The following is a 21776-nucleotide window of genomic DNA, read 5'->3' as shown; positions in this document are numbered from 1 at the left end:
TCCCATTATTACATAAAGGCTGCAATCTGCCAATATCTTCATTTTAACAATATGTACAATTCAAGCAGGATTAATCTATTAATTTCTCTTTCTGCGGGTCTTTCATGTAGGCAAACATCTCTTTAATTTGGTTTTCTGTATTTCTAGCAATTGATAAATTAGGCAATTCATTTTCACCAAAAAACTCCACCTCTTCTGTTTCAATGCTAGTTTTCTTTTCTCCACCAATAATCTCGCATCCAATGAAAATCTTATATACATGCGTCGCCGATGGAGATGGTTGATGTTTTTCTTTATCAAATATAGCTAGTAACTTAAAATGATCTACCTCATAACCTGTCTCTTCGAAAACTTCTTTTGCTGCAACTTCGGTTGGCGTATAACCGACATCAGCCCATCCACCTGGCAATGCCCATTTCCCATCGCTTTTTTCTTTCACAAATAATAACTTTTCATTTTGAAAAACAACCGCTCTTATATCAACTTTAGGTGTTTGATAGCCTGTCTCACTTGCAAATAATTTCTCTACGACTTCCCAATCTGTTTTCGTATAATGTGACATCATTGAAATAGAAATATCTCGTAATTGCTGGAAACGCTCAATATCATACACATCCTTAGAATACGTTAAACCCGCTTGAGCTATAGATTGTATTTGTTTTACCCAATCAATCCATTTAATCGTCATATATCCGCATCCCCATTCTCTATCAAATATATTACTTCATTTTTATTGATACATCTTTATTATACAAAAAAAAGAGATTGATAACGTTTCAATCTCTTTCAAAATTAATCCAATTCATGTAAGTGGTCTTGTATATACTTTCTTCTTTTATTTATATATTCATAAATCATATCAGCCTCTTGATCAAATGTTTCTAATTTTTCTTTCATGTATGGATCTTGTAGTAAATATGGGCGAATCAATTCACACAACCCTTCTACTTTCGGCCTCATAAACGAAACTGTGAATTGATTTTCTAATATTTCTTCCAAAATACTTCGATACTGCTTTCTAAATACAGGTATGTCTAGCAATCTTGCACTTAACGTATTATACCCTTGAATGCGAATATATTCATGATTAAGTGGTCTCCCTTGTACATCTCGCCCCCAAGTCGCATCATAATCCCACGGTATAACTTCAAATAAATTTGTTTCATCGTTATGATATAGTGCATAGTTATGAACGAAACCATCAAAGTTTTGCGTAAAAATAACTCCTGCTAACCATCGTAAATATTTATCTACATGTAGAAACTTCCCAATTTCTTTTTCATAGGCTTCCCTCGTCAAAGTATTCGCTTGAAATACAAATTCACTCAGTTGTTCTTCACTATTTTTATTCGAATATTTAAATTCATAACCCGCAAAGAGCTCTGTCTTAACATCTTTATCTCGTTCACTCATTAATGAAAAATTCGCATCATCATCTATCGCATAATAAATAGAACCACTCGGTAATCCTCTATTTTTTAAAAAATTTTCATCAACCGATTCTAACTGTAAGTACACACCTTGAATTTGACCATTAATTTTTATAAATACATGTTGTGATTTTGGCGAAAGTACACCAATATCATGAAAAAAATCTAAAGATAATTTATTTCGTATGAGAGACGGATCCATAAACTCCGAATTCAAATGAAACTCTTTCGCACCTTGAAATTTTTTAGGCTTATAAAACATAACATGATAAGACTTTTTCTCAAATTCGCGAATATGAGCTCCTCGGTATACGATATCAATATCATACTTCTTTTTTCCATAAGTTAATTTCGCTGGCACTGGACTATCTGACCAAATGTCCTTTTTCAATTCCACTAAGTACATTGGATGAACAAAAAAATCATATGAAGGCAGCATGTTTTCTCATCCCTTCTCAGTTCTCTTCCTTCAATGTATGCGCCTTTTCTTGTCCATACATCCGCAATCATCTATTTATATAAAATTACACTCTTGTCCTGTTCAGAAAGATGCTTACATACATATCATGTTAAGGAAAAAGAATACCTTTTCACTTTAATACATGATAAGGAGGATTTCTATGAAACGTGATATTAGAAAAGCTGTCGAAGAAATCAAAAGTGCTGGGATGGAGGATTTCTTACACCAAGATCCAAGTACTTTTGAATGCGATGATGATAAATTCACTCATCATCATTGTACAACTGGATGTAAATGTACAACTGGGGGTAAATGTCCAAGAACAAGATGTACTCGCGTGAAACATTGTACGTTCGTTACAAAATGTACGCACGTAAAAAAATGGACATTTGTTACGAAATGTACACGTGTACGTGTTCAAAAATGGACGTTCGTTACGAAAGTAACGCGTAGAAAAGAATGCGTATTAGTTACAAAACGTACTCGCAGAAAACATTGTACATTCATTACAAAATGCATACGCTTTGAAAAGAAATTTTTCTGGACAAAACGAAGTTTCTGTAAAAAATGCGAATTCTTCCCTAACAGACACGGTCACTCTTGCGATGATTCATGTGATCATGGTAAAGACTGTCACGATAGCGGACACAAATGGAATGATTGCAAAGGCGGACATAAATTCCCATCTTGCAAAAATAAGAAATTCGATCACTTCTGGTATAAAAAACGTAACTGCTAGTTTTTATACCACCCAAAAAAGGCCGTTTTGCGGCCTTTTTTACATTTATTGAAAGTGACTTATATCTGCAAATTGTTTCACTTTACCAATACCCTCTTCAAATTCTATTATGCTCAAACTGGCACTATGCATAAATGGATCATCCCACACATTTTCTATTTCAATTCCCGCGAAATGCCCTACAAGTAATTTTGCTGCTGCCGCATGAGAAACAATCAATATGTTTTGTCCTTTATGCTTCTCTAAAAGAAGCTGCATCCCTTCAATTACTCTTTCATAAACGGCCTCAAAATTTTCGCCTGATGTTGACTGAAAAAGATGTGGCTCATTCCAAAACAGATGTACTTCTTCTGGAAATTGCTTTTCTATATCCGCGATTGTTTGTCCTTCCCATATACCCATGTTGATTTCATAGAAATGCTCATCCGCTATAATGGGTATATCACGTTCCCCCTTTATTAAATCTGCCGTATGAAGCGTTCTTTCGCTCGGACTACTATAGATCGCATGGATTGGTAAATCTTTCATTCGATTCCCTAATTGTTTCGCCTGAACTATACCATTTTCAGTTAAAGCAGAATTTTTCCGTCCCTGCATTCGCTTCGCTACATTCCACTCTGTTTCACCATGCCTTGTTACATATATAGTTGTTTTCATTTCTTACTCCCCCTCACCATGTTGGTCGTAATTCCCACGGTTCAACTCTCCCTACAATCCACTCCGCTCGTTTACTTTCAATCCCTTTTATAACTCCATCAGCTATCTCTTCATGAGTAAGCCATCTTCCATATGTATCTTCTAAAATAAAACCTAAAATAATTCTATGATAAATACATCGCGTACTCCCTATTTTTTGTGCAGGCATACGTGATGCTTTACTACCTAAAATATGAAATAAACTATATGTTTTAGACGACAAATCTAGTTCTTTACAAATATTTGATAGTGCATGCTTTGCACTTGTGTGTACCCATGCAACAACTAATGTGATTGGGCCATTTTTCTTAATTGTACTTTTAATAGCTAGCTTTACATCTTCATCATTATGATAATCTAACGAAAGGCATGTAATATTTTCTGGTGCAGAACTCATTCGCTTAACATTTTCTAATTTCACTTCATCTCGCCCGATAATAGAAACATAAAATCCTTTCTCACAAAACCACATAGAAACTTTCTTTAGCATTCCTGTTCCACCAATTACAAGTGCATGCAAATGCTATCCCTCCCTAATAAAATGTCATATGAGGTTTCTCATCTCTATAATAATTTAAACGGTCTTGCAGTGTCCCTGAGTGAAACTCAAATTTATGACCGTCAGGATCAACAAAGTATATAGATTCGTAATCTCTTACATCACGTTCTCTTCCTTGTAAAATATGAACATCATTTTCTTCTAATCGCTGTATTAGACATTTAAAGTCTTCTTGTTCAACAGAAAATGCAATGTGCGTATAAGATTGATGAATCTCATTTCTCGAAATATGCGTCTCTTCATTAAGCGCTATCCATACTCCACATATGTTAAAATAAGCCAATTTTCTTCCTTTAACTAATAATTCTCCTTCTAATACTTTTTCATAAAACATAATAGAGTTTTCTAAATTAGATACCGAAAAACAAATATGATTGATTCCCCTTAACAACTATAATTCCTCCTTATACAAATAAAAGATGAGCGAAAATTCACTCACCTTTCATTATACTATTTTTTTGTAATATATGCCCATTTATAACTGAAGTCCCCGCCAAACGTATGGTTAGCAATGCCTTTTACAAACGGCTTCTCTAAATAAGCTGTACTTTGTTGGTACGTAGGAGAAATTGCTGCGTCTTGACCAATTAAGATTTTTTCAGCTTCCGCAAGTGCATTCCAGCGTGCTTTATCATCTTTTAATAGCTCTCCTTTTGATTTCGCTACTAAATCATCATACTTCGGATTAGAATAATCCATTTCATTAAATGAGCTTCCAGTAACAAACATATCAATATAAGTCATTGGATCCGGATAATCAGGACTCCATGCAGATAATGAGAATTCATATTGGAATTTCTTTTCTAAATCTAGCTTCTGCTTGTATGGTTGCTGTTTCAAATTCACTTTAATACCAGGCAAGTTTTTCTCTAGTTCTTCCTTAATAAAGTCGCCCACTTTTTTACGGCTACCGTTATCATCGTTTAGTAATTCAACCGTAATTGTATCTTGACCAAGCTCTTTCTTCGCTTCTTCCCATAATTTTTTTGCTTTCTCTGCATTATCTTTACTATCACGGAAGTTTTTATTTACAGAGCGGAAATCTTTTCCATCCGGACCTGTCGTGAATTTTTCAGGTACTAAGAAATATGCTGGCAATGAACCGTCATTTAGAATGACATCAGCAATTCCTTTTTTATCGTATGCTAAATCAATCGCTTCACGTACTTTTTGGTTTTTAAATGTTGCATTTTTTTGGTTAAAACGTAAGAAATATATGCGTGGATCTAACTTCGTTTTAAATTCATCTGGCTTATTCTTTTTATATTTATCAACAAATTCAGAAGTTAAAATAACTCGATCTGCTTGATCACTATCATATAAATTTACTCCCGTGCTTGTTTCCTTCACAATACTTACATTAATTTCGTCTAATTTTACAGTATCTTTATCCCAATAATTAGGATTTTTCTTCAACTGATAATTTTGTTCATGTTTCCATTGACTCATTGTAAATGGTCCATTATATAATAATTTATCTGCTTCTAATCCGTATTTATCTCCTTGCTCTTTCACATATTTTTCATTTAATGGGAAAAATGTAGGGAACGACGTAAGCTCAAGAAAATAAGGTGCTGGTTGCTCTAATTCTACTACCAACGTTTTATCATCCTTCGCTTTAACACCCAATTGATCTGCTGGTAATTCACCTTTATTTACTTTCTGTGCATTTTTCACATCAAATAAAATGAATGCATATTCTGCCGCTAATGCTTTATCTAATGTACGTTGCCATGCATATACAAAATCTTGTGCTCGAACTGGATCACCATTTGACCATTTCGCATCACGTAATTCAAATGTATATGTCTTTTTATCTTCACTAATCTTCACATCTTTTGCCATACCTGGTGTTGGTTTATTATCTTTATCTAGACGATATAAACCTTCCATTGCATTTACAAATACACGGAAAGATACAGAATCTGTTGATTTAGATGTATCCATTGAAGGAATTTCAGCTGTTTCTAGCAAATTTAAAACTTGTTTATCGGCCATTCCCTTATTCGATTCTTTCTTCGTTGTCGAAGCCTTCTCACCATTCCCACATCCTGCAACCAATACACTCGTCGTTAACGCAAGTGCAGCAATTGTTGTTGTCTTTCTCTTCATTCTTCCTTCCCCCAATCTATATGTATAAGTTAAATCCTATATAATATATTTCATTATACAAAAGATTCTGATTATTTTAAATATTTATTTTAACAAACATAGAAAAAAGCGATCGGAAATTTCTTTCCAGCCGCTTTCTTGAATAGCATTTACTTGTAATCCATCCTCTATATCAAATGGATTTTGAACTTTAAATATTTCTTCCATCAGCTTCAAAAACTCTTCTTCAGTTTTAGATTCACCATTAACCATAAGTGAGTATGGTTCCACTTCACCTAATTTATAATCGACAACAAATTGAATCTTCACCTTTTGTCTTGGCGTTCCGGTGTTATACCCTTGGAATTCTACTAATTCTAACCCTTCCGTTCCACGATAATATATCCAACCTGAATTTTGAAAATAATTTTCGAAAGATTCACCTATTGAAAAGAAAGGATATTCATAAAGCGAGCTTGTACGAACCTTTTGAATAACGTCTCGATCAGTCGGAAAAAAGAAATGGCTAAAAAATATGCTAGCAACTGCTAAAATAGTAACAATTGTCGCTCCCATTTTGCTCGTTCCGCCGCTATCATTGATTAGATAGTTTTCAACTGATTTATCTTTTATTTCTCTTGCTTTTATTCGGTATATACGTCTTTCCACAAATTGATAGTATAATCCATTTGCAAAAATCCCCATTCCAAACAGAATAAAAATGAGTAATAAAAACGTAAGAGGCACCATATTAATGATTGGCAACGCTACATTAAATCCCATATAATACGAAAATGCATCACACGCTACTAATAACAACATAAATAAAGCAGCTGGTACATAATACTTACGATATCCTAGCCAGCCTATATTGAAAATAGCAGCCCAACCATTCCAGCTCCACCTAGCAATCCGCTTATTCTCAAGATCCCATTTCCTTTTGTAATACGGATATTGTCTCCCTACATATACTTCCAGTTCTTTATCTATTAACGAGCTACCTTCCTCTTGTTCATTATCCAAGTTTCGCTGACAACTTGCACAATTTAACTGTTCCTCCTCGCAAGGTTGCCCACAATTTATACATTTCAAAACAATCCCTCTTCCCATCCATACGTCATTTCAAAATACCTTCGTGTTTTAATAACCACTCTTTCCTCCATAAACCACCAGCATATCCAACAAGCTTTCCACTCTTTCCTATTACACGGTGACATGGAACAATTATTGAAATTGGATTCCGACTATTTGCCCCTCCTATTGCCCGTACAGCTTTTATATTTCCAACTTTCTCTGCAATATCTAAATATGAAGCACTTACGCCGTATGGAATAGTATAAAGTGCATCCCATACATTTTTTTGAAATGCTGTTCCCTCCGCAGACAGCGGGACCGTAAACTCTTTTCTTTTCCCTTTAAAATATTCATCTAACTCATTTATACATTGTTCTATCATTTCATTTTTATTTTCTTCTTGTCGTTCATCAACAAATATAACAGACGTAATTCCTTCTTGATTCGCTGTAATTTCAAGCAAACCTACTTCGCTTTCATAATAAGCCTGGTACATATGCCATCCTCCAATTCAGTTCATATTAGTCATTGTAACACGAATATACAAAATTTTTCGTATAAGCGTTTTATTAGAGAAACAAAAAAGAGAATGGTAAAATATAAGAAAATTCAATCAAGGAGGCTATTTGATGAATTCCAAGCTTTTTTCACCTTATACAATTAAGAACGTTACACTAAAAAATCGTATCGTTATGTCGCCTATGTGTATGTATTCATCGGGGAATGAGGATGGCCGCGTTACGAATTTTCATCTCATTCATTATGGAACTCGCGCTGCTGGCCAAGTAGGTTTAGTTATGGTTGAAGCAACTGCGGTGTTAGCTGAAGGACGAATTTCTAACAACGACTTAGGTATTTGGGATGACAACCTAATTGAAGGCTTACATAAAACGACTACTTTTATACATGATAACGGCGCAAAAGCTGCCATTCAACTCGCTCACGCCGGAAGAAAAGCTGAATTAGATACGAATGCTTTCGCTCCTTCTGCAATTCCTTTTAATGATAAGATGAAGATACCAGTAGAAATGAATATACAGCAAATCAAAGAGACTATATTAGCTTTTCAGAGGGCCGCGTTACGTTCAAAACAAGCCGGATTTGATGTTATCGAATTACATGGCGCTCACGGTTACCTTATCAATGAATTCCTATCACCACTTACTAATAAACGAACGGATAAATACGGCGGCTCACCTGAAAACCGCTATCGTTTCTTACGCGAAATTATCGACTCTGTAAATGAAGTTTGGGACGGACCAATATTCGTTCGTATTTCAGCAAATGATTATCACCCTGACGGGCTAACGGTTCAAGATTACGTTCAGTATACAAAGTGGATGAAAGAACAGGGAATAGATTTAATCGATTGTAGTTCTGGCGCAGTTGTACCAGCACATATTGATGTGTATCCCGGTTATCAAGTACAATACGCCAAACATATTAAAGAGCATGCTAACATTGCAACTGGTGCAGTTGGATTGATTACGACTGGATCACAAGCAGAGCAAATTTTAAATAATAACGAAGCTGATTTAATTTTCATCGGACGTGAGTTACTTCGCAATCCGTACTTCCCGAGAATAGCGGCCAATGAACTTGGCTTTGAATTGCAAGAACCATATCAATACAAGCGAGCACCAGGGAAAATTCATACGAATAAATAAAACCGAGAAGAATGACTTCTCGGTTTTATTTATTCTATCGTTGTAATTTCATTTGAATTATAAGTATGGATACCCGATTCTTCTCGCAGCGCGGTTATATACATCCCTTTCGCCACATCTTTAGCTGAAATTGGTTTATACTTTTTGAAAGCCCCTTTAAATATAAAAGGAATAATACGAGATAACTTTTCAGCCATTTGTTCGCCGAAACGAAATTCTTGTCGATTTCCTACTAATAATGATGGTCTAAAAATGTGAATACCACCGATCACTAACTTTTGCAATTCTTCTTCCATTTTCCCTTTCACTTGTGAATAAAAGAAAAATGATTTAGGATTCGCTCCCATAGAAGACACGACAAGGAAATTTTGTACCCCTTGTTTTTCAGCTAAACAAGCAGCTCGTAACGTATATTCATAATCTACTTTTTTAAAATTTGCTTTTGTTTTTGCTTTTTTTATTGTTGTTCTTAAGCAACTAAAAATATCATCCACAGCAAAGAACTCTTTATATTCCTCTAATACCGAAAAATCAACTTGTTTCTGCTGTAACTTCTCATGTTGCAATTGCATTGGCTCTCTTACAAAAATAGTAACCGAATCGTAGTAATCTGATTCAAGTAATAGACGCGTTATCTCTTGTCCAACTAAACCACTTGCACCAAGTATTAACGCTGTTCGCTTATTCATATATGCATATACCTCTTATTTTACTTTTCTCTCCTTCAATAAAATACAACCTTTAGGAGTTTCCTGCTCTTATTTTACCACAAGTAAAACACTATGCGTACGCATAGTGCTTTACTCACTCTTTTTTCTCATTTCTCTCTTGTAATTTCGTTATTGTTGTAGCGTCCCCTAAATTACTTATTAATCTTCTTAAAAAAATTAATACGAAAGATAATGGCAATACTACCGCTAATATTAATAAAATAGCTTCCATTAAGTAACCCAAGCGCTCATCCCCCTCTTTACCTCCTTTTCAATATATGAAAACAGCGTTGTCACATATGCATGCATTTGCAAAAATAATACACCTATATTTGACAACTTTATAACAAAAACAAATCGGAATGATTATTATTTATTGCAACTTTATTAAAGATGTATTATACTAAGTTCGCAAACTAAAACGTAATTATTCCGTTTTGTATTAAAATGATATTTTTCTTCTATAATTGGGGAAAATATATCCGTAAAAAAGAAAAGAGGAGAACTTCATGCCTAAAAGATTGACTATATTTTCATTCTTACTTATTTTTACCTTAATTTTCGCTGGCTGCTCAAATAAAAAAGAAAGTAATGCCAAGAAAGATGGAAAGCTAACAGTTTATACAACGATTTTCCCACTTGCTGATTTCGCAAAGAAAATTGGTGGCGACTATGTAAATGTTGAAGCAATTTACCCACCTGGTGCAGATTCACATACATTTGAACCAAGTCAAAAACAAACAGTACAAGTTGCAAAAGCCGATTTATTTGTTTATAACGGCGCTGAATTAGAACCATTTGCTGAAAAAATGGAAAAAACATTACAAAAAGAAAATGTTAAAATTGTAAATGCATCTAAAGGTATTGAGCTTCGTGCTTCTACTGAAGAAGAGCATCATGATCATGGAGATGGCCATAAAGAAGATGAACATCATCACGATAAAGACCCACATGTTTGGTTAGATCCTACTCTAGCAATGAAACAGGCAGAAAAAATTAAAAATGCACTTGTAGAATTACAACCTGAACATAAAAAAGAATTCGAAAAAAACTTTGCAGCACTTCAAACTAAATTTACTGATTTAGACGATCAATTTAAGGCAGCTGTAGCGAACGCAAAAACGAAAGAAATTTTAGTTTCTCATGCTGCCTATGGTTACTGGGAACAACGATACGGCCTAAAACAAATTCCTATCGCTGGAATTTCAGCTTCTGATGAACCATCTCAAAAGCAGCTTGCTGACATTACAAAAACAGTAAAAGAACATAATCTAAAATATATTTTATTCGAAACGTTCTCTACTCCAAAAGTAGCATCCGTAATTCAAAAAGAAACTGGTACAAAAGTTTTACGCTTAAATCACTTAGCTACTATTTCTGAAGATGATGCAAAAAATAATAAAGATTACTTCACTTTAATGGAAGAAAACGTAAATACATTGAAAGAAGCAACAAACTAATCCATTATATTTTCTAGGCAGCTGAATCTGTTATTCAGCTGCCTTTTTATGTATTTATCCTTGACTTGACCAAAATAACAAGTAAAATTATCCATATTAGCTTGAAAGCTATATTAATTTAGAAGGTGAGTTGGAATTATGAATCTTCACATTTGTGAAGTAACAGCAAAAAATTGGCGTTCAGTAGTTGCTTTAGACGTCGCAAAAGATCAGCAACAATTTATTGAAAGTAACGCGTTTTCTTTAGCAGAATCATTATATGAAGGAAACGGAACGTCAGTAGGTTTATATGATGGCGAAACACTTGTAGGATACGCAATGTATGGATGGTATTCAGTAAAACATAAAAGTGTATGGCTCGATCGCTTTATGATTGACCAACAATATCAAGGAAAAGGATACGCAAAACGTTTCCTTCGATTACTCATTCAATTCTTACAAGAAAAATTTGAATGTAAAATAATTTACTTAAGTTTACATCCAGACAACAAACTTGCAATGGGACTGTATGAATCATTTGGTTTCCGCTTAAATGGGGATATTGATGATGAAGGTCCAGTTGTAGGTGTTGTAATGGAGTTACTAATAGACGAAAATACAAGCCTGTGAAAACAGGCTTTTTATTATACAGTTATCAATTTTTAGTTTCTTTCCCTTATTTAATTCTGTTTTACAATCTAATAGAATGCTCATAAAAAATAAGCCTACAATTTACGCAGACTTATTTCACACACTCCTCGAAATGTTCTTGGAACCACTCTTTATTAATATCTCTTCCGATAAAAACTACTTCACTTACTCGCTCTTCGCCCTCTTGCCACTCTCTATCGTACGAAGCAGCAAATAACGTATGTACACCTTGGAAAACGATACGTTTATCTACTCCGTCTATCGATAAAATTCCTTTGTAACGATATAAATATTCCCCTAGCTCTTGCACGACAGCTGACATCCACTCATTAAGCTTTTGTAAATCCAGCGGACGTTCTTCACGTAATACAAATGATTTCACACCTTCTAAGTGGTTATGTTCTTTATGAGGGTAAATTTGCAACGTATCTTTCGTTTTAAACGTTTGGATTTGTAATAAAGATGGTATATCTACCTCACAGTTAGTCGCCTCAATTAACTTTGCAGTCGGGTTAATTCCTTGAATTTCATGCAAGAGATTTTCTTTCTCATTCTCTTCAATTAAATCTAATTTATTTACTAAAACAACATCAGCAAACGCAATTTGCTCTTTTGCTTCTAATCCTTTTTCAAAGTGTTTATGTATATGATAACTATCTACTACCGTTACAACACCGTTAATTTGGTAAGCAGATTGAATGACTGGATCTAAAAAGAATGTTTGAATAATCGGGCCTGGATTTGCAAGGCCAGTCGTTTCAATTACTAAACCATCAAAATCCATTTTCCCTTCTGCTTTTACGTCCAATAACTGTTTTAAAGCAACAAGTAAGTCTTCACGTACAGTACAGCATAAACAGCCATTTGTCATTTCCATAATTTCTTCTTCCACATTCATAATCAACTGATTATCAATGCCAATTTGCCCTATTTCATTTACAATCACCGCTAATTTCTTACCGTGATTTTCTGATAAAATACGATTTAATAATGTCGTTTTCCCCGATCCAAGAAAACCAGTTAATATTGTTACTGGAATCATTTCGTACATCTCCTTATAGCTATATGTTTCTACATTATAACATATAGAGAAAATCGTTTTTGTAGCAAAACATATTTATTGTCTGTACACCTAATTAACTATATAATAATATGTAGTAAGAAAGCCTTTTCAAAATAATAATCATTCATCAAGGGGGTACTTATAATGGAGCGAGTTCAAATGGCTGAAACGCTAGAATTTTCTCGTATTATTCAAGGATTTTGGCGTTTAGCAGAATGGAATATGACAAAACAAGAATTACTTTCTTTCATTGAAGATTGTATGGATATGGGAATTACTACTTTTGATCACGCTGATATTTACGGCGGATATACGTGTGAAGGGTTATTTGGCGAAGCTTTACAATTAAAGCCTTCCTTACGAGAAAACATGCAAATTATTACAAAGTGTGGAATCGCTCCCCCATCACCGAAATTTCCAGAACGATATGTTGCTCACTACAATACTAGTACAGAGCATATTATGCAAAGTGTAGAAGCATCACTTAACAATTTACATACAGATTATATTGACGTATTACTTATTCATCGTCCCGATCCTTTTATGGATCCAAATGAAGTGGCAAAAGCCTTTTCACAATTAAAACAAGAAGGAAAAGTTCGTCACTTCGGTGTATCTAACTTCTTACCTTCACAATTTAATATGTTAAGTTCGTACTTAGATTTTCCACTTATTACGAACCAAATTGAAGTTTCTGCATTGCAGCTTGAGCATTTTGAAAAAGGAACAATTGACTTATGCCAAGAAAAACGAATCAATCCAATGATTTGGTCACCTCTTGCTGGTGGTGAGATCTTTACTGGTCAATCAGAACGTGCTGTACGTGTACGCGAAACTGTGCAAAAAGTTGCTACTGAGCTAGGTGTTTCTAATATCGATACGGTTATGTATGCTTGGTTACTTGCTCATCCAGCTAATATGATGCCAATCGTTGGCTCAGGTAAATTAGATCGCGTAAAAACGGCTGCTCTTGCTACAAACGTTAACTTAGACCGTCAACAATGGTTTACAATTTTCGAAAGCTCTAATGGGCATCCTGTACCATAATGCATAAAAAGAAGAGCTGTTTTCTTACAGCTCTTCTTTTTCATATGTATTTCTAGTCATGGCAAATACACACATATCCCTTAATCCGTTTCCATCTACCGCAACACTCGCACTTTCTAACGTACCTTCTAACTTAAAGCCTAATTTCTCAGGTATCGCTCTACTCTTCTTATTTAAAGAATCACAACGAATTTCTACACGGTTTGCTTTCAATTCAGAAAAAGCGTAATCCGTTATACCTTTCGCAGCCTCTACCATATAGCCTTTTCCGCTAAACCTTGTATCAATCCAATATCCGATTTCAAATTGAGGTATATCCCAATTAATACGATGTAATCCGGCTGAAGCAATAAATTCACCTGTTTCTTTCGAAAATACTAGTAATCTTAAATCCTCACGTTGCAAAAATTGAATATGTGATTTTCTAATACTTTCTTCTATTTCTTGCTCTGTTTGCTCTTTTTGTGCAAAAACCATCCAAGGTTTTAGTTCTTGTATTGAAGCCTGAATTGCATCATATACAACTTTACCATCTCCTGGTTTCGGCATTCGAATAAAAAGCCTGTCAGTATAAAATTCAGAAGAAAAATCGAATAATAACGGATTCACTGTAAACACTCCCCGTAATTCTTTTATATATAATAATATCCATCTCAAGTTATATAGTAAAGAATTTTCCGAATTGAAAACCTTTTACTCATTCACTTCCGCCGCTACACGAATTCCAGATTCAATCGCACCTTGAATCCATCCGTGATATAGCGTTGTATGATCTCCAGCGAAGAATATTCTCCCCTCTGGTTTGACAATCGCTGGTTGCAGCTCAGATTCTTGACCTGCTTGAAAAAGTGCAAACCCTCCAAGCGCATACGGATCTAATGTCCAGCTTTTTGATATTCCAGATATGAACTCATCATACACTTGACCACCTAATATTGTTGCTAAGTTGTGCAATGCGTAATAAATACGATCACCTTTTGATAAACCATCCCATAACAACGCGTCATAAGACCATGTATAGCTACCTAACATCATAGCCGGTCCTTTCTCCCCAATTCCATAGCTTGGATAATAGGCATAACGAATTGGCAAATCTGTTATAATCCTGCCGCCTAATTGTCCTTGTTCTTCCCAAAATCGGCTTTTAAATTGAATTCCTATTTTCGTCGCAGGCATATAATGTAATTCACGAATTGCTTTCCATTTTTCATGAGATATAGAATCAAACGGATCTACTTCTACAAAACGCATTGTCGAAAACGGAATGGTAACAATAACTAAATCTCCTGTAATACTGCTATATTCAAAAGTTTCCTCGTTCCGATAGAAAGCTGTCACACCATTATCGTGTTGATGTAACTTCATTAATTTTTGATTATATATAATATTTTCTTCTAATTGCGGTAAAAATGACTTTGGTAATCTATCATTCCCGCCCACAATTTCACAAAATCCGCTCTCCTCTTGCATAATGTATAGAAAGCGTAAAGTCTCTACAAACGACCGTTCTAAAAAACCTTCTAGATCTAATAGAACACCGATCATCTCAATTGTTACTGGCGAAAAGTAAGTATTATACTGATAAGGATGATACTTCAAAAATTGTCCTGTGGAATATCTCCCAAAATCCTTCACTACAACATCCCAATTTTTCTCTGGATTTCTTTTAATAAAATTTATTATCGGCTGTACTGCTAGTAACAATAGTTCTTCAGACGTTTTTCCCACTTCGTTCATTTCCACAGGATACCTTAAAATACTCGGATCCTTTTCATATTGTTTCAACGTCGTTTTCCGTCCATTTACGTATATAATATCCGTCTCATTTCTATTAATAAAAGGTCTCACCTGTAGCCCAAATTTTCTTATATATGTCATCGTTAATGTATGCGAATATGGAATCCTCATTGCTCCAACATCTAAATATAATCCGGTATCTTCCATTCTAACTGTCTCTATACGGCCACCTACCCGGTTGTTTGCTTCAAAAATTTTCACATCATGTCCTGCAGCCTTTAATAAAGATGCTGAAACTAATCCAGCCATACCAGCTCCCACAATAATAATTTGTTTTGGGCTTATCGTCTTCTTCAATCCTTTATCTATAATTTTTAACGCTTCATCCATTTCAGTGTTATACATTATATCTTTCTGCACAATTCCACCCCTTACTTCATCAAATGGACGTTAGTGGTTTAGTGCATTTTATTCATACATCCCCATAAACATAACACCATTGCAATTTGAATATTCACTAAAAGTACATAAGAGACAGATCTCACTTTTCTTTATACTTCGTATAATATAGCAACTACAAAGAAGGAGTGGTTAAAAATGAAACATACTTATGACTACGATGCTACAAAAAAACATTTAGAATTAAAGAAACAAAACTTATGTAAAAAACTTAGCAATATGACACTATCTGAAAAAGAACGTGAACAACTAAAGCGTGAAATTGACAACTATGAATATATTTTAAATCTGGTTGAAATGAATCATTATGAACGCGGATTTTCTCATTAAAAGCGGAAATAGGATTATCCGCTTTTCATTTTGAGCATTTCACTACGCATTTTTCATAAGTAAATATATAATAGGATGTACATTAAGATTGAGAGGTATATTCTATGATCAAGTTAAGTGTATTAGACCAATCACCTATTTCAGATGGTAGCACAGCAGCCCAAGCTTTTTCACATACAGTTACGCTTGCACAAGAAATTGAAAAACTCGGCTTTACACGTTTTTGGGTATCCGAACATCATAATTCCGTAAGCTTAGCTGGTTCAAGTCCAGAAATACTTATTTCTCATATTGCCGCAAAAACAGACCGTATTAGAGTCGGTTCAGGTGGTGTTATGTTACCGCATTATAGCCCATATAAAGTTGCTGAGAATTTCCGTGTTCTAGAAGCACTGTATCCGAACCGCATCGATCTCGGTGTTGGTAGAGCTCCTGGTGGTATGCCAATAGCAACTCGCGCACTTCAAGAAGGGAAAATGGTCTCACTTGATCAATATCCAGAACAAATTGCAGACGTTGCAATGTACTTACATGATCAAGTACCAGAAAACCATCACTATGCAAACTTAAAAGCCACTCCAGTTATCCCAACATCTCCTGAAATGTGGATGCTCGGTTCTAGCGGAGAGAGCGCTAAAATTGCTGCAAACAACGGAGCTTCTTTCGCATTTGCGCAATTTATTAATGGCTTTGGAGGCCCTGAAGTTATGAGGGCTTACCAAGAACAATATCAGCCTTCATTTTTAGGAGATAAGCCTAATTCAATCGTTGCCATTTTTGTTATATGCGGAGAAACAAATGAAGAAGCGGAAAAAATTGCTTCTAGTTTAGATTTATCAATCTTATTATTAGAGCAAGGAAAACGAACTACTGGTACACCTTCTATTGAAACTGCTCAAAATTATTCATACAGCGCTTATGATTTATTCCGTATAAAAGAAAATCGTCAACGTATGATTGTTGGTGATCCGTCTTCTGTAAAAGAAAAAATAATAAACTTAAGCAAAGCATACAATACTGACGAATTTATGATTGTCACGATTACTCATCAATTTGAACATAAATTAAAGTCTTATCGCTTATTAGCAAATGCTTTTAATTTATAATTCTAAAAAGAGATGCATCACATATGATGCATCTCTTTTTCTTACTACTTATTGTTTTCATTTCCTATATATTCAATAGCTTCTTTTAATAGCTCTTCAAAGTTAATAGGATAATCATGATCTAAGTCAGGGACAACTTTATACTTATGTTCTATATTCTTCTCTCTTAATAGTTGTACAAATTGCTGCGTGGATTCGAAACAATCTTCATCTTGATCCCCGCATACTATATATCCTTTTATATGTTTATCCTGCAGCACTCTTAGCAACTCATCCCATTCTTCAATCTCGGGAAGCCATGGTGCCATAAAAACAAAACCATCAACCTCTATATCTTTTTGCAAAATCGTATATAAAGCTACTCTTGCCCCTGCAGAAAAACCACCAATGATTACATTTTCTACTGTATGGTTTTCTATAAACTTATTGTAATGCCCTTTTAATTCTTCTTTCCCTCTCTCTATATCATCCCAAACAAATCCATCTGAAAACTGAATTTGTGAAGACTGTGGTAAAGCTAACGTGTAATCTTGTGTCAAAACTGATTTCCAATATGGCTCTACTATTTGAATATTTTCTTGGTCACCGTGCAATGTAAGTAGTAGATTTCCTTCTTTCTTGCTGTATATATATTTCACATCTGGTCTTTCCTTTTTATGTGCTAATTCTTCTCTTTCATTACATAATTGCACCATTGTATGAAATTCTTCAAATTTATGTAGTGATTTTAAATCTTCGTCGGAAATTAAATACTCATTTCCATACCAGAATCCCTTTTCTATAATGGCCTCTCTCATTAAATGTAATGCTTCTTTTTCAAGTCCCGATGCACTTGCGAGTGCATACTTAAAATTATATATTTGCGCCTCATTCCCTATTACACCTGTAGCGTTTTCCATTATATAATTGTACGCTTCAAAACTTCCTTTATTTGCATAACAACGTAACGTTTCATTTAATAATTGAATGTAAGTCATGCTATTTTTCATGTACCAATTCCCCCGAAACCTTTTATAATATTTTTTGCGAATCTTTATACCACTTTGTATAACCCACGCTAACAATACCTTATTCTCAAAATGATGCTTAATAGTTACTCTTCCCTGTCCAATACATTTAGTATAAATAATAATAGACTGAAAAATCAATATTTTAAAAAACAAAAAAAGACAACAATATATGTATTGTTGTTTTCATTACATCTACCCGCTCTTTTGTTTTTTTCTATCTGGTTTACTTGAAACTAAATAATGTTTTTCTGAAATATATAAGTCTCTTTTTAAGCTACGATTTAAGTAAGGTCCTAGCTTCATTCCGCATATGAGGCGATCTTCGCTACCTTCAACAATTGGGAACATTTCTTTTTCTGTTACGTATTGGTCTACTGCTTTTTGTACGACATCAATTTCTTTCACTAGGCTTAAATTTTCTGCTGTATGTTCAAATACCTCAAGCGTTTCCTTCGTTATGAGAAAATCATTTGTTGGAAATGCAGGTAAATACGGTTTTAACAAATCATAATTTACTGTATAATCTTCATTTACTAATACTGTATAAACGATATTAGCATTCGTTTCTAAAAACTGAGCCATCGCTTGTTCTAATTCATCTTTCGTAATTTCCCGCTCTTCTTTTCCAGTTCTGAAAAAGCGAAACATCGCATCGCCTCCTTTTTACTATATTATAGCATAAAAGAAAACTGAAAAATCATAAAAAAACCCATTGAAATAATTTTTCAATGGGTTTCTATTATATTTATCGTTATTTTAAGAATGCACTTAGCATCCATACATGCTGTTCTAATGTTGTATGAATTGCTAACAGCATGTCAGCTGATGTTTCATCACCAGCTTCACCTGCAACTTCCATACCTTCTTTTAATTCTTGAATAAGTGCAGAATAATCATTCACTAATGTTTGCACCATTTCTTCTGCAGATTCTTTGCTTGTCCCTTCGCTGACACTAGATGTTGCGAGATATTCTTTCATTGTCGCTAATGGTTTACCTTCTAAAGCTAAAATACGTTCTGCTAACTCATCAATATACGTTCCAGCCTCATTATAAAACTCTTCAAATTTCTCATGTAATGTAAAGAAGTGTGGCCCTGTCACATACCAGTGATAATTATGTAGTTTAACATATAACACATTCCAGTTTGCTACCTGCTTGTTTAATACTTCAACAACATTTGTTTTCGTACTCATACAATCACTCCTCTTATCATTTTGTAATGTTTATCTTTTAATAACCCAATTACATTTTACCATACATTCCCTTTCCTTTCGAACAATTGGCTTATATGTAACAAAGTTTTAACACCTTTAATGCTTCCCTAATATCATTAAATTCATGTATTTTTTCAAACACTTCATACGTCTAATTGTCCAAGCTCATACATATGCATAATAGTACATCAAGCTCATCATAGTAGAAAGAGGGATAACATGGACAATCAACAATGGCAAGTAGCAAAGAAAGTAGCCGCTACTTATATCGGAACTGTCGTTGGAGCTGGATTTGCTACTGGACGAGAAATTGTTGAATTTTTCACAGTGAATGGATTATACGGGACCATTGGCATATGTGTAAGTGGATTTTTTTTTATTTGGCTTGGCACAAAGATGATGTTACTTTCATCACAAATCGGGGCATTTTCAGCGCAAGAATTTAACAAATATTTATTTGGGGATGTATTTGGGAATGTTGTAAACACATTATTATTACTCGTTTTATTCGGCGTAACGAGCGTTATGTTATCAGGGGCTGGTGCAGTATTTGAAGAGCAACTTCGCTTACCAAGACAACTCGGTATTCTTATTACAGTTATCGCTTGTCTTATTATAAGTAGCCGCGGATTACAAGGTGTTTTTGAAGTAAATACACTTGTCGTACCTATTATGATGATTTTTATTATCGGACTTGCTATTACAACCTTTTTTCACGGTACACCTTCCATTAATAACACTATTCCTGCAGAGAACTGGAATATGAAATGGATTACTAGCCCTATTACATATGTCGCCTTAAATCTTTCTCTCGCCCAAAGTGTTCTCGTCCCATTAGCCAGTGAAGTAAAGGACCGAAAAGCTATTTTTTGGGGTGGGATTTTAGGTGGTGCTGGACTTTCTTTAATTTTATTATGCAGCCATTTAGCAATCTTATCAGTCGATCAATTTTACCAATATAACATCCCAATGGCTGAAGTCATAAGAAGATTTAATGCAACTTTTCACTTCTTTTTCGTTCTCATTATTTTCGGTGAAGTTTTCACAACTTTAGTTGGTAATGTGTTCGGAATGACAAAACAGATGCAATCTATTACTGGGTGGAAAAATAACAATATTATTTTCTTCATTTTACTAATTAGTTATTGCTTTAGCTACATCGGTTACAGTGACTTACTTCACATTCTATATCCTATCATCGGATGGGTAAGTATTGTTATACTGCCAATCATTGCGTTTAAACAACTTCAAAAAACATAAAAAAGCATCCATGTTATTGGATGCTTTTTTACGCTCATTCACAATCATCACATACTTCCCAGTACGGTCCCATTTCTAATGCTAAATATGGCTTTAACTGCAACCGAATCATTCGACTAGGCATGCGCTCTAAAACAAATTGAATACCTTCTTCATCTTCGTCTAATTCAACTTTTGAAATCGCAATTCTTTGCATAGTCGTAATGGGAATTCCATCTTTATATAAAGTGATTTTCACCTCATCGTATTCATTAAAATATAATTCGACACTCATTTGATTTTTCAGTATTTCATCAACAATTTTAAATGTATTATTTTGTTCTTGGATTATATATTTCCATCCGCCTCTATCTTCTTTCGGAGCTGTTTGAAATAATGTCTCCAAATCCTCGTATAGCATAAGATAACCCCTCTCTTACTAAAAAACGATGAGTATTTTATATACCCTTTATCTCTATCACTATCCATAGCTATTGTACCATATATCAACGTTCTTACCGTATTCATTTGCTTCATACATACTTATAAAATAACTAATTCTATCTCCATTATTATGTATATTACCTCATTACTCCATACACTCTTACAAGTTCAAATAACGACAGACTTTAATCCATGCAAATATTGTCTACTCTCTGCTTTTATTAGCTCACAGCATTCACACTTTTATATATAGTAAGACTACCACAAATAAAAAAGGAGAGTGACTTATACCACTCCCCTCAAAAGACCTTCCCTATAGCTGCTAAAACTAATACGATTATTAAAATTGCAAATAATAATGAGACAATGAAACTAAAAATAGGTAACGCTTTCTTTTCATTCTTCTTAAATAGTAACTTTAAACTAAGAAAAATATTTACTGGTACAAATATAAAATAAAAATATTTAACAATTTGCACCGAGCTATTCGAAAGTGTTTTTAATATAAACACTTCAATTAGAAAAACAATAAAAAATGAAATACTTAGCCAAAATGAGACGTAACTAAGCCAAGAATGTCTTTTTGTCCCCCAATACACTCCCATAATA

The 21776-nt window shown here is 34.2% G+C and carries 26 protein-coding genes; 8 read left to right on the top strand and 18 right to left on the bottom strand.

Going from position 1 to position 21776, the window contains the following annotated elements:
- Positions 1–70: 70 nt before the first annotated feature.
- Both ACTFRM_RS06210 and cotH read right to left on the bottom strand, forming a co-directional pair.
- Entirely contained in the window at positions 71–688 is a 618-nt protein-coding gene (locus ACTFRM_RS06210) for an NUDIX hydrolase N-terminal domain-containing protein (RefSeq protein WP_000153585.1), read from the bottom strand.
- A gap of 104 nt (positions 689–792) precedes the next feature.
- Positions 793–1869 carry a spore coat protein CotH gene (cotH, locus tag ACTFRM_RS06205; protein WP_000938001.1) on the bottom strand — a complete coding sequence of 359 codons (1077 nt, stop codon included), beginning with the start codon at positions 1867–1869 and terminating at the stop codon, positions 793–795.
- Between the two features lie 181 nt (positions 1870–2050).
- Here cotH and exsB point away from each other — a divergent pair, with 181 nt between their 5' ends.
- Positions 2051–2629: an exosporium protein ExsB gene (exsB, locus tag ACTFRM_RS06200; RefSeq protein WP_000817498.1), complete on the top strand. Its 579-nt coding sequence runs from the start codon at positions 2051–2053 to the stop codon at positions 2627–2629.
- Between the two features lie 45 nt (positions 2630–2674).
- On the opposite strand, the gene ACTFRM_RS06195 is transcribed toward exsB, so the two are convergent.
- The 6 genes from ACTFRM_RS06195 to ACTFRM_RS06170 form a co-directional block, all read right to left on the bottom strand.
- Positions 2675–3286 carry a phosphoserine phosphatase 1 gene (locus ACTFRM_RS06195; RefSeq protein ID WP_000858823.1) on the bottom strand — a complete coding sequence of 204 codons (612 nt, stop codon included), beginning with the start codon at positions 3284–3286 and terminating at the stop codon, positions 2675–2677.
- Positions 3287–3299: 13 nt separating this feature from the next.
- The gene (locus tag ACTFRM_RS06190) at positions 3300–3845 is read right to left on the bottom strand and encodes a short-chain dehydrogenase (RefSeq protein WP_000543107.1); all 546 of its coding nucleotides are present in this window, start codon (positions 3843–3845) and stop codon (positions 3300–3302) included.
- 13 nt (positions 3846–3858) lie between these two features.
- Positions 3859–4275 (bottom strand): FosBx1 family fosfomycin resistance bacillithiol transferase, encoded by a 417-nt coding sequence (gene fosB / locus ACTFRM_RS06185; RefSeq protein ID WP_000943775.1) that lies wholly within the window; start codon positions 4273–4275, stop codon positions 3859–3861.
- A 59-nt stretch (positions 4276–4334) separates the two neighbouring features.
- Positions 4335–5996, bottom strand: a complete 1662-nt coding sequence (locus ACTFRM_RS06180) for a peptide ABC transporter substrate-binding protein (RefSeq protein WP_000824276.1) — start codon at positions 5994–5996, stop codon at positions 4335–4337.
- 84 nt (positions 5997–6080) lie between these two features.
- On the bottom strand, positions 6081–7085 hold the full coding sequence (locus ACTFRM_RS06175) for a DUF2628 domain-containing protein (RefSeq protein ID WP_002195426.1): 1005 nt from the start codon (positions 7083–7085) through the stop codon (positions 6081–6083).
- A 7-nt stretch (positions 7086–7092) separates the two neighbouring features.
- Positions 7093–7545, bottom strand: a complete 453-nt coding sequence (locus ACTFRM_RS06170) for a methylated-DNA--[protein]-cysteine S-methyltransferase (protein ID WP_000283912.1) — start codon at positions 7543–7545, stop codon at positions 7093–7095.
- Between the two features lie 133 nt (positions 7546–7678).
- On the opposite strand from ACTFRM_RS06170, the gene namA reads away from it, so the two are divergent.
- Complete coding sequence (gene namA, locus ACTFRM_RS06165; protein ID WP_001086173.1) at positions 7679–8716, top strand: NADPH dehydrogenase NamA; 1038 nt, start codon at positions 7679–7681, stop codon at positions 8714–8716.
- 29 nt (positions 8717–8745) lie between these two features.
- Here the strand turns inward: namA and ACTFRM_RS06160 are convergent, their stop codons facing one another.
- Positions 8746–9405 (bottom strand): oxidoreductase, encoded by a 660-nt coding sequence (locus tag ACTFRM_RS06160; protein WP_001042734.1) that lies wholly within the window; start codon positions 9403–9405, stop codon positions 8746–8748.
- Between the two features lie 115 nt (positions 9406–9520).
- Entirely contained in the window at positions 9521–9670 is a 150-nt protein-coding gene (locus ACTFRM_RS06155; protein WP_000540933.1) for a hypothetical protein, read from the bottom strand.
- Positions 9671–9935: 265 nt separating this feature from the next.
- Between ACTFRM_RS06155 and ACTFRM_RS06150 the strand changes: the two genes are divergently transcribed.
- Positions 9936–10886: a metal ABC transporter substrate-binding protein gene (locus ACTFRM_RS06150; protein ID WP_001126150.1), complete on the top strand. Its 951-nt coding sequence runs from the start codon at positions 9936–9938 to the stop codon at positions 10884–10886.
- 138 nt (positions 10887–11024) lie between these two features.
- Complete coding sequence (locus ACTFRM_RS06145) at positions 11025–11495, top strand: GNAT family N-acetyltransferase (RefSeq protein ID WP_001048677.1); 471 nt, start codon at positions 11025–11027, stop codon at positions 11493–11495.
- 112 nt (positions 11496–11607) lie between these two features.
- Here the strand turns inward: ACTFRM_RS06145 and ACTFRM_RS06140 are convergent, their stop codons facing one another.
- Positions 11608–12558, bottom strand: a complete 951-nt coding sequence (locus ACTFRM_RS06140) for a CobW family GTP-binding protein (protein ID WP_000613422.1) — start codon at positions 12556–12558, stop codon at positions 11608–11610.
- Positions 12559–12723: 165 nt separating this feature from the next.
- Between ACTFRM_RS06140 and ACTFRM_RS06135 the strand changes: the two genes are divergently transcribed.
- A complete protein-coding gene (locus tag ACTFRM_RS06135) occupies positions 12724–13626 on the top strand; it encodes an aldo/keto reductase (RefSeq protein WP_000442799.1) in 903 nt (300 codons plus the stop codon).
- A 24-nt stretch (positions 13627–13650) separates the two neighbouring features.
- Here the strand turns inward: ACTFRM_RS06135 and ACTFRM_RS06130 are convergent, their stop codons facing one another.
- Positions 13651–14235 carry a GNAT family N-acetyltransferase gene (locus tag ACTFRM_RS06130; RefSeq protein ID WP_001068770.1) on the bottom strand — a complete coding sequence of 195 codons (585 nt, stop codon included), beginning with the start codon at positions 14233–14235 and terminating at the stop codon, positions 13651–13653.
- A gap of 84 nt (positions 14236–14319) precedes the next feature.
- Positions 14320–15783: a flavin monoamine oxidase family protein gene (locus tag ACTFRM_RS06125; protein WP_001168107.1), complete on the bottom strand. Its 1464-nt coding sequence runs from the start codon at positions 15781–15783 to the stop codon at positions 14320–14322.
- 177 nt (positions 15784–15960) lie between these two features.
- Here ACTFRM_RS06125 and ACTFRM_RS06120 point away from each other — a divergent pair, with 177 nt between their 5' ends.
- Positions 15961–16152 (top strand): DUF3896 family protein, encoded by a 192-nt coding sequence (locus tag ACTFRM_RS06120; protein WP_000683358.1) that lies wholly within the window; start codon positions 15961–15963, stop codon positions 16150–16152.
- A 104-nt stretch (positions 16153–16256) separates the two neighbouring features.
- Positions 16257–17258, top strand: coding sequence for an LLM class flavin-dependent oxidoreductase (locus ACTFRM_RS06115; RefSeq protein ID WP_000594029.1), 1002 nt, complete (start codon positions 16257–16259; stop codon positions 17256–17258).
- Positions 17259–17302: 44 nt separating this feature from the next.
- Here the strand turns inward: ACTFRM_RS06115 and ACTFRM_RS06110 are convergent, their stop codons facing one another.
- The 3 genes from ACTFRM_RS06110 to ACTFRM_RS06100 all read right to left on the bottom strand — a co-directional run bounded on the left by ACTFRM_RS06110 (position 17303) and on the right by ACTFRM_RS06100 (position 19463).
- On the bottom strand, positions 17303–18247 hold the full coding sequence (locus ACTFRM_RS06110) for an alpha/beta hydrolase (RefSeq protein WP_000798324.1): 945 nt from the start codon (positions 18245–18247) through the stop codon (positions 17303–17305).
- Between the two features lie 213 nt (positions 18248–18460).
- Entirely contained in the window at positions 18461–18916 is a 456-nt protein-coding gene (locus tag ACTFRM_RS06105) for a DUF3939 domain-containing protein (RefSeq protein ID WP_000488210.1), read from the bottom strand.
- Positions 18917–19019: 103 nt separating this feature from the next.
- Complete coding sequence (locus tag ACTFRM_RS06100) at positions 19020–19463, bottom strand: Dps family protein (protein WP_000105199.1); 444 nt, start codon at positions 19461–19463, stop codon at positions 19020–19022.
- A 240-nt stretch (positions 19464–19703) separates the two neighbouring features.
- Between ACTFRM_RS06100 and ACTFRM_RS06095 the strand changes: the two genes are divergently transcribed.
- Positions 19704–20744, top strand: a complete 1041-nt coding sequence (locus tag ACTFRM_RS06095) for a YkvI family membrane protein (protein WP_000370204.1) — start codon at positions 19704–19706, stop codon at positions 20742–20744.
- A 34-nt stretch (positions 20745–20778) separates the two neighbouring features.
- Here the strand turns inward: ACTFRM_RS06095 and ACTFRM_RS06090 are convergent, their stop codons facing one another.
- The gene (locus ACTFRM_RS06090) at positions 20779–21144 is read right to left on the bottom strand and encodes a DUF3979 family protein (protein ID WP_000965068.1); all 366 of its coding nucleotides are present in this window, start codon (positions 21142–21144) and stop codon (positions 20779–20781) included.
- Positions 21145–21466: 322 nt separating this feature from the next.
- Entirely contained in the window at positions 21467–21772 is a 306-nt protein-coding gene (locus tag ACTFRM_RS06085) for a hypothetical protein (RefSeq protein WP_000539569.1), read from the bottom strand.
- Positions 21773–21776 lie beyond the last annotated feature (4 nt).

The organism is Bacillus cereus group sp. MYBK227-1, from assembly GCF_051916325.1.
GTDB classification, from domain to species: Bacteria; Bacillota; Bacilli; order Bacillales; family Bacillaceae_G; genus Bacillus_A; species Bacillus_A cereus.
The sequence above is the reverse complement of the archived record's forward strand: the minus strand, read 5'-3'. Positions and strand labels throughout refer to the sequence as shown.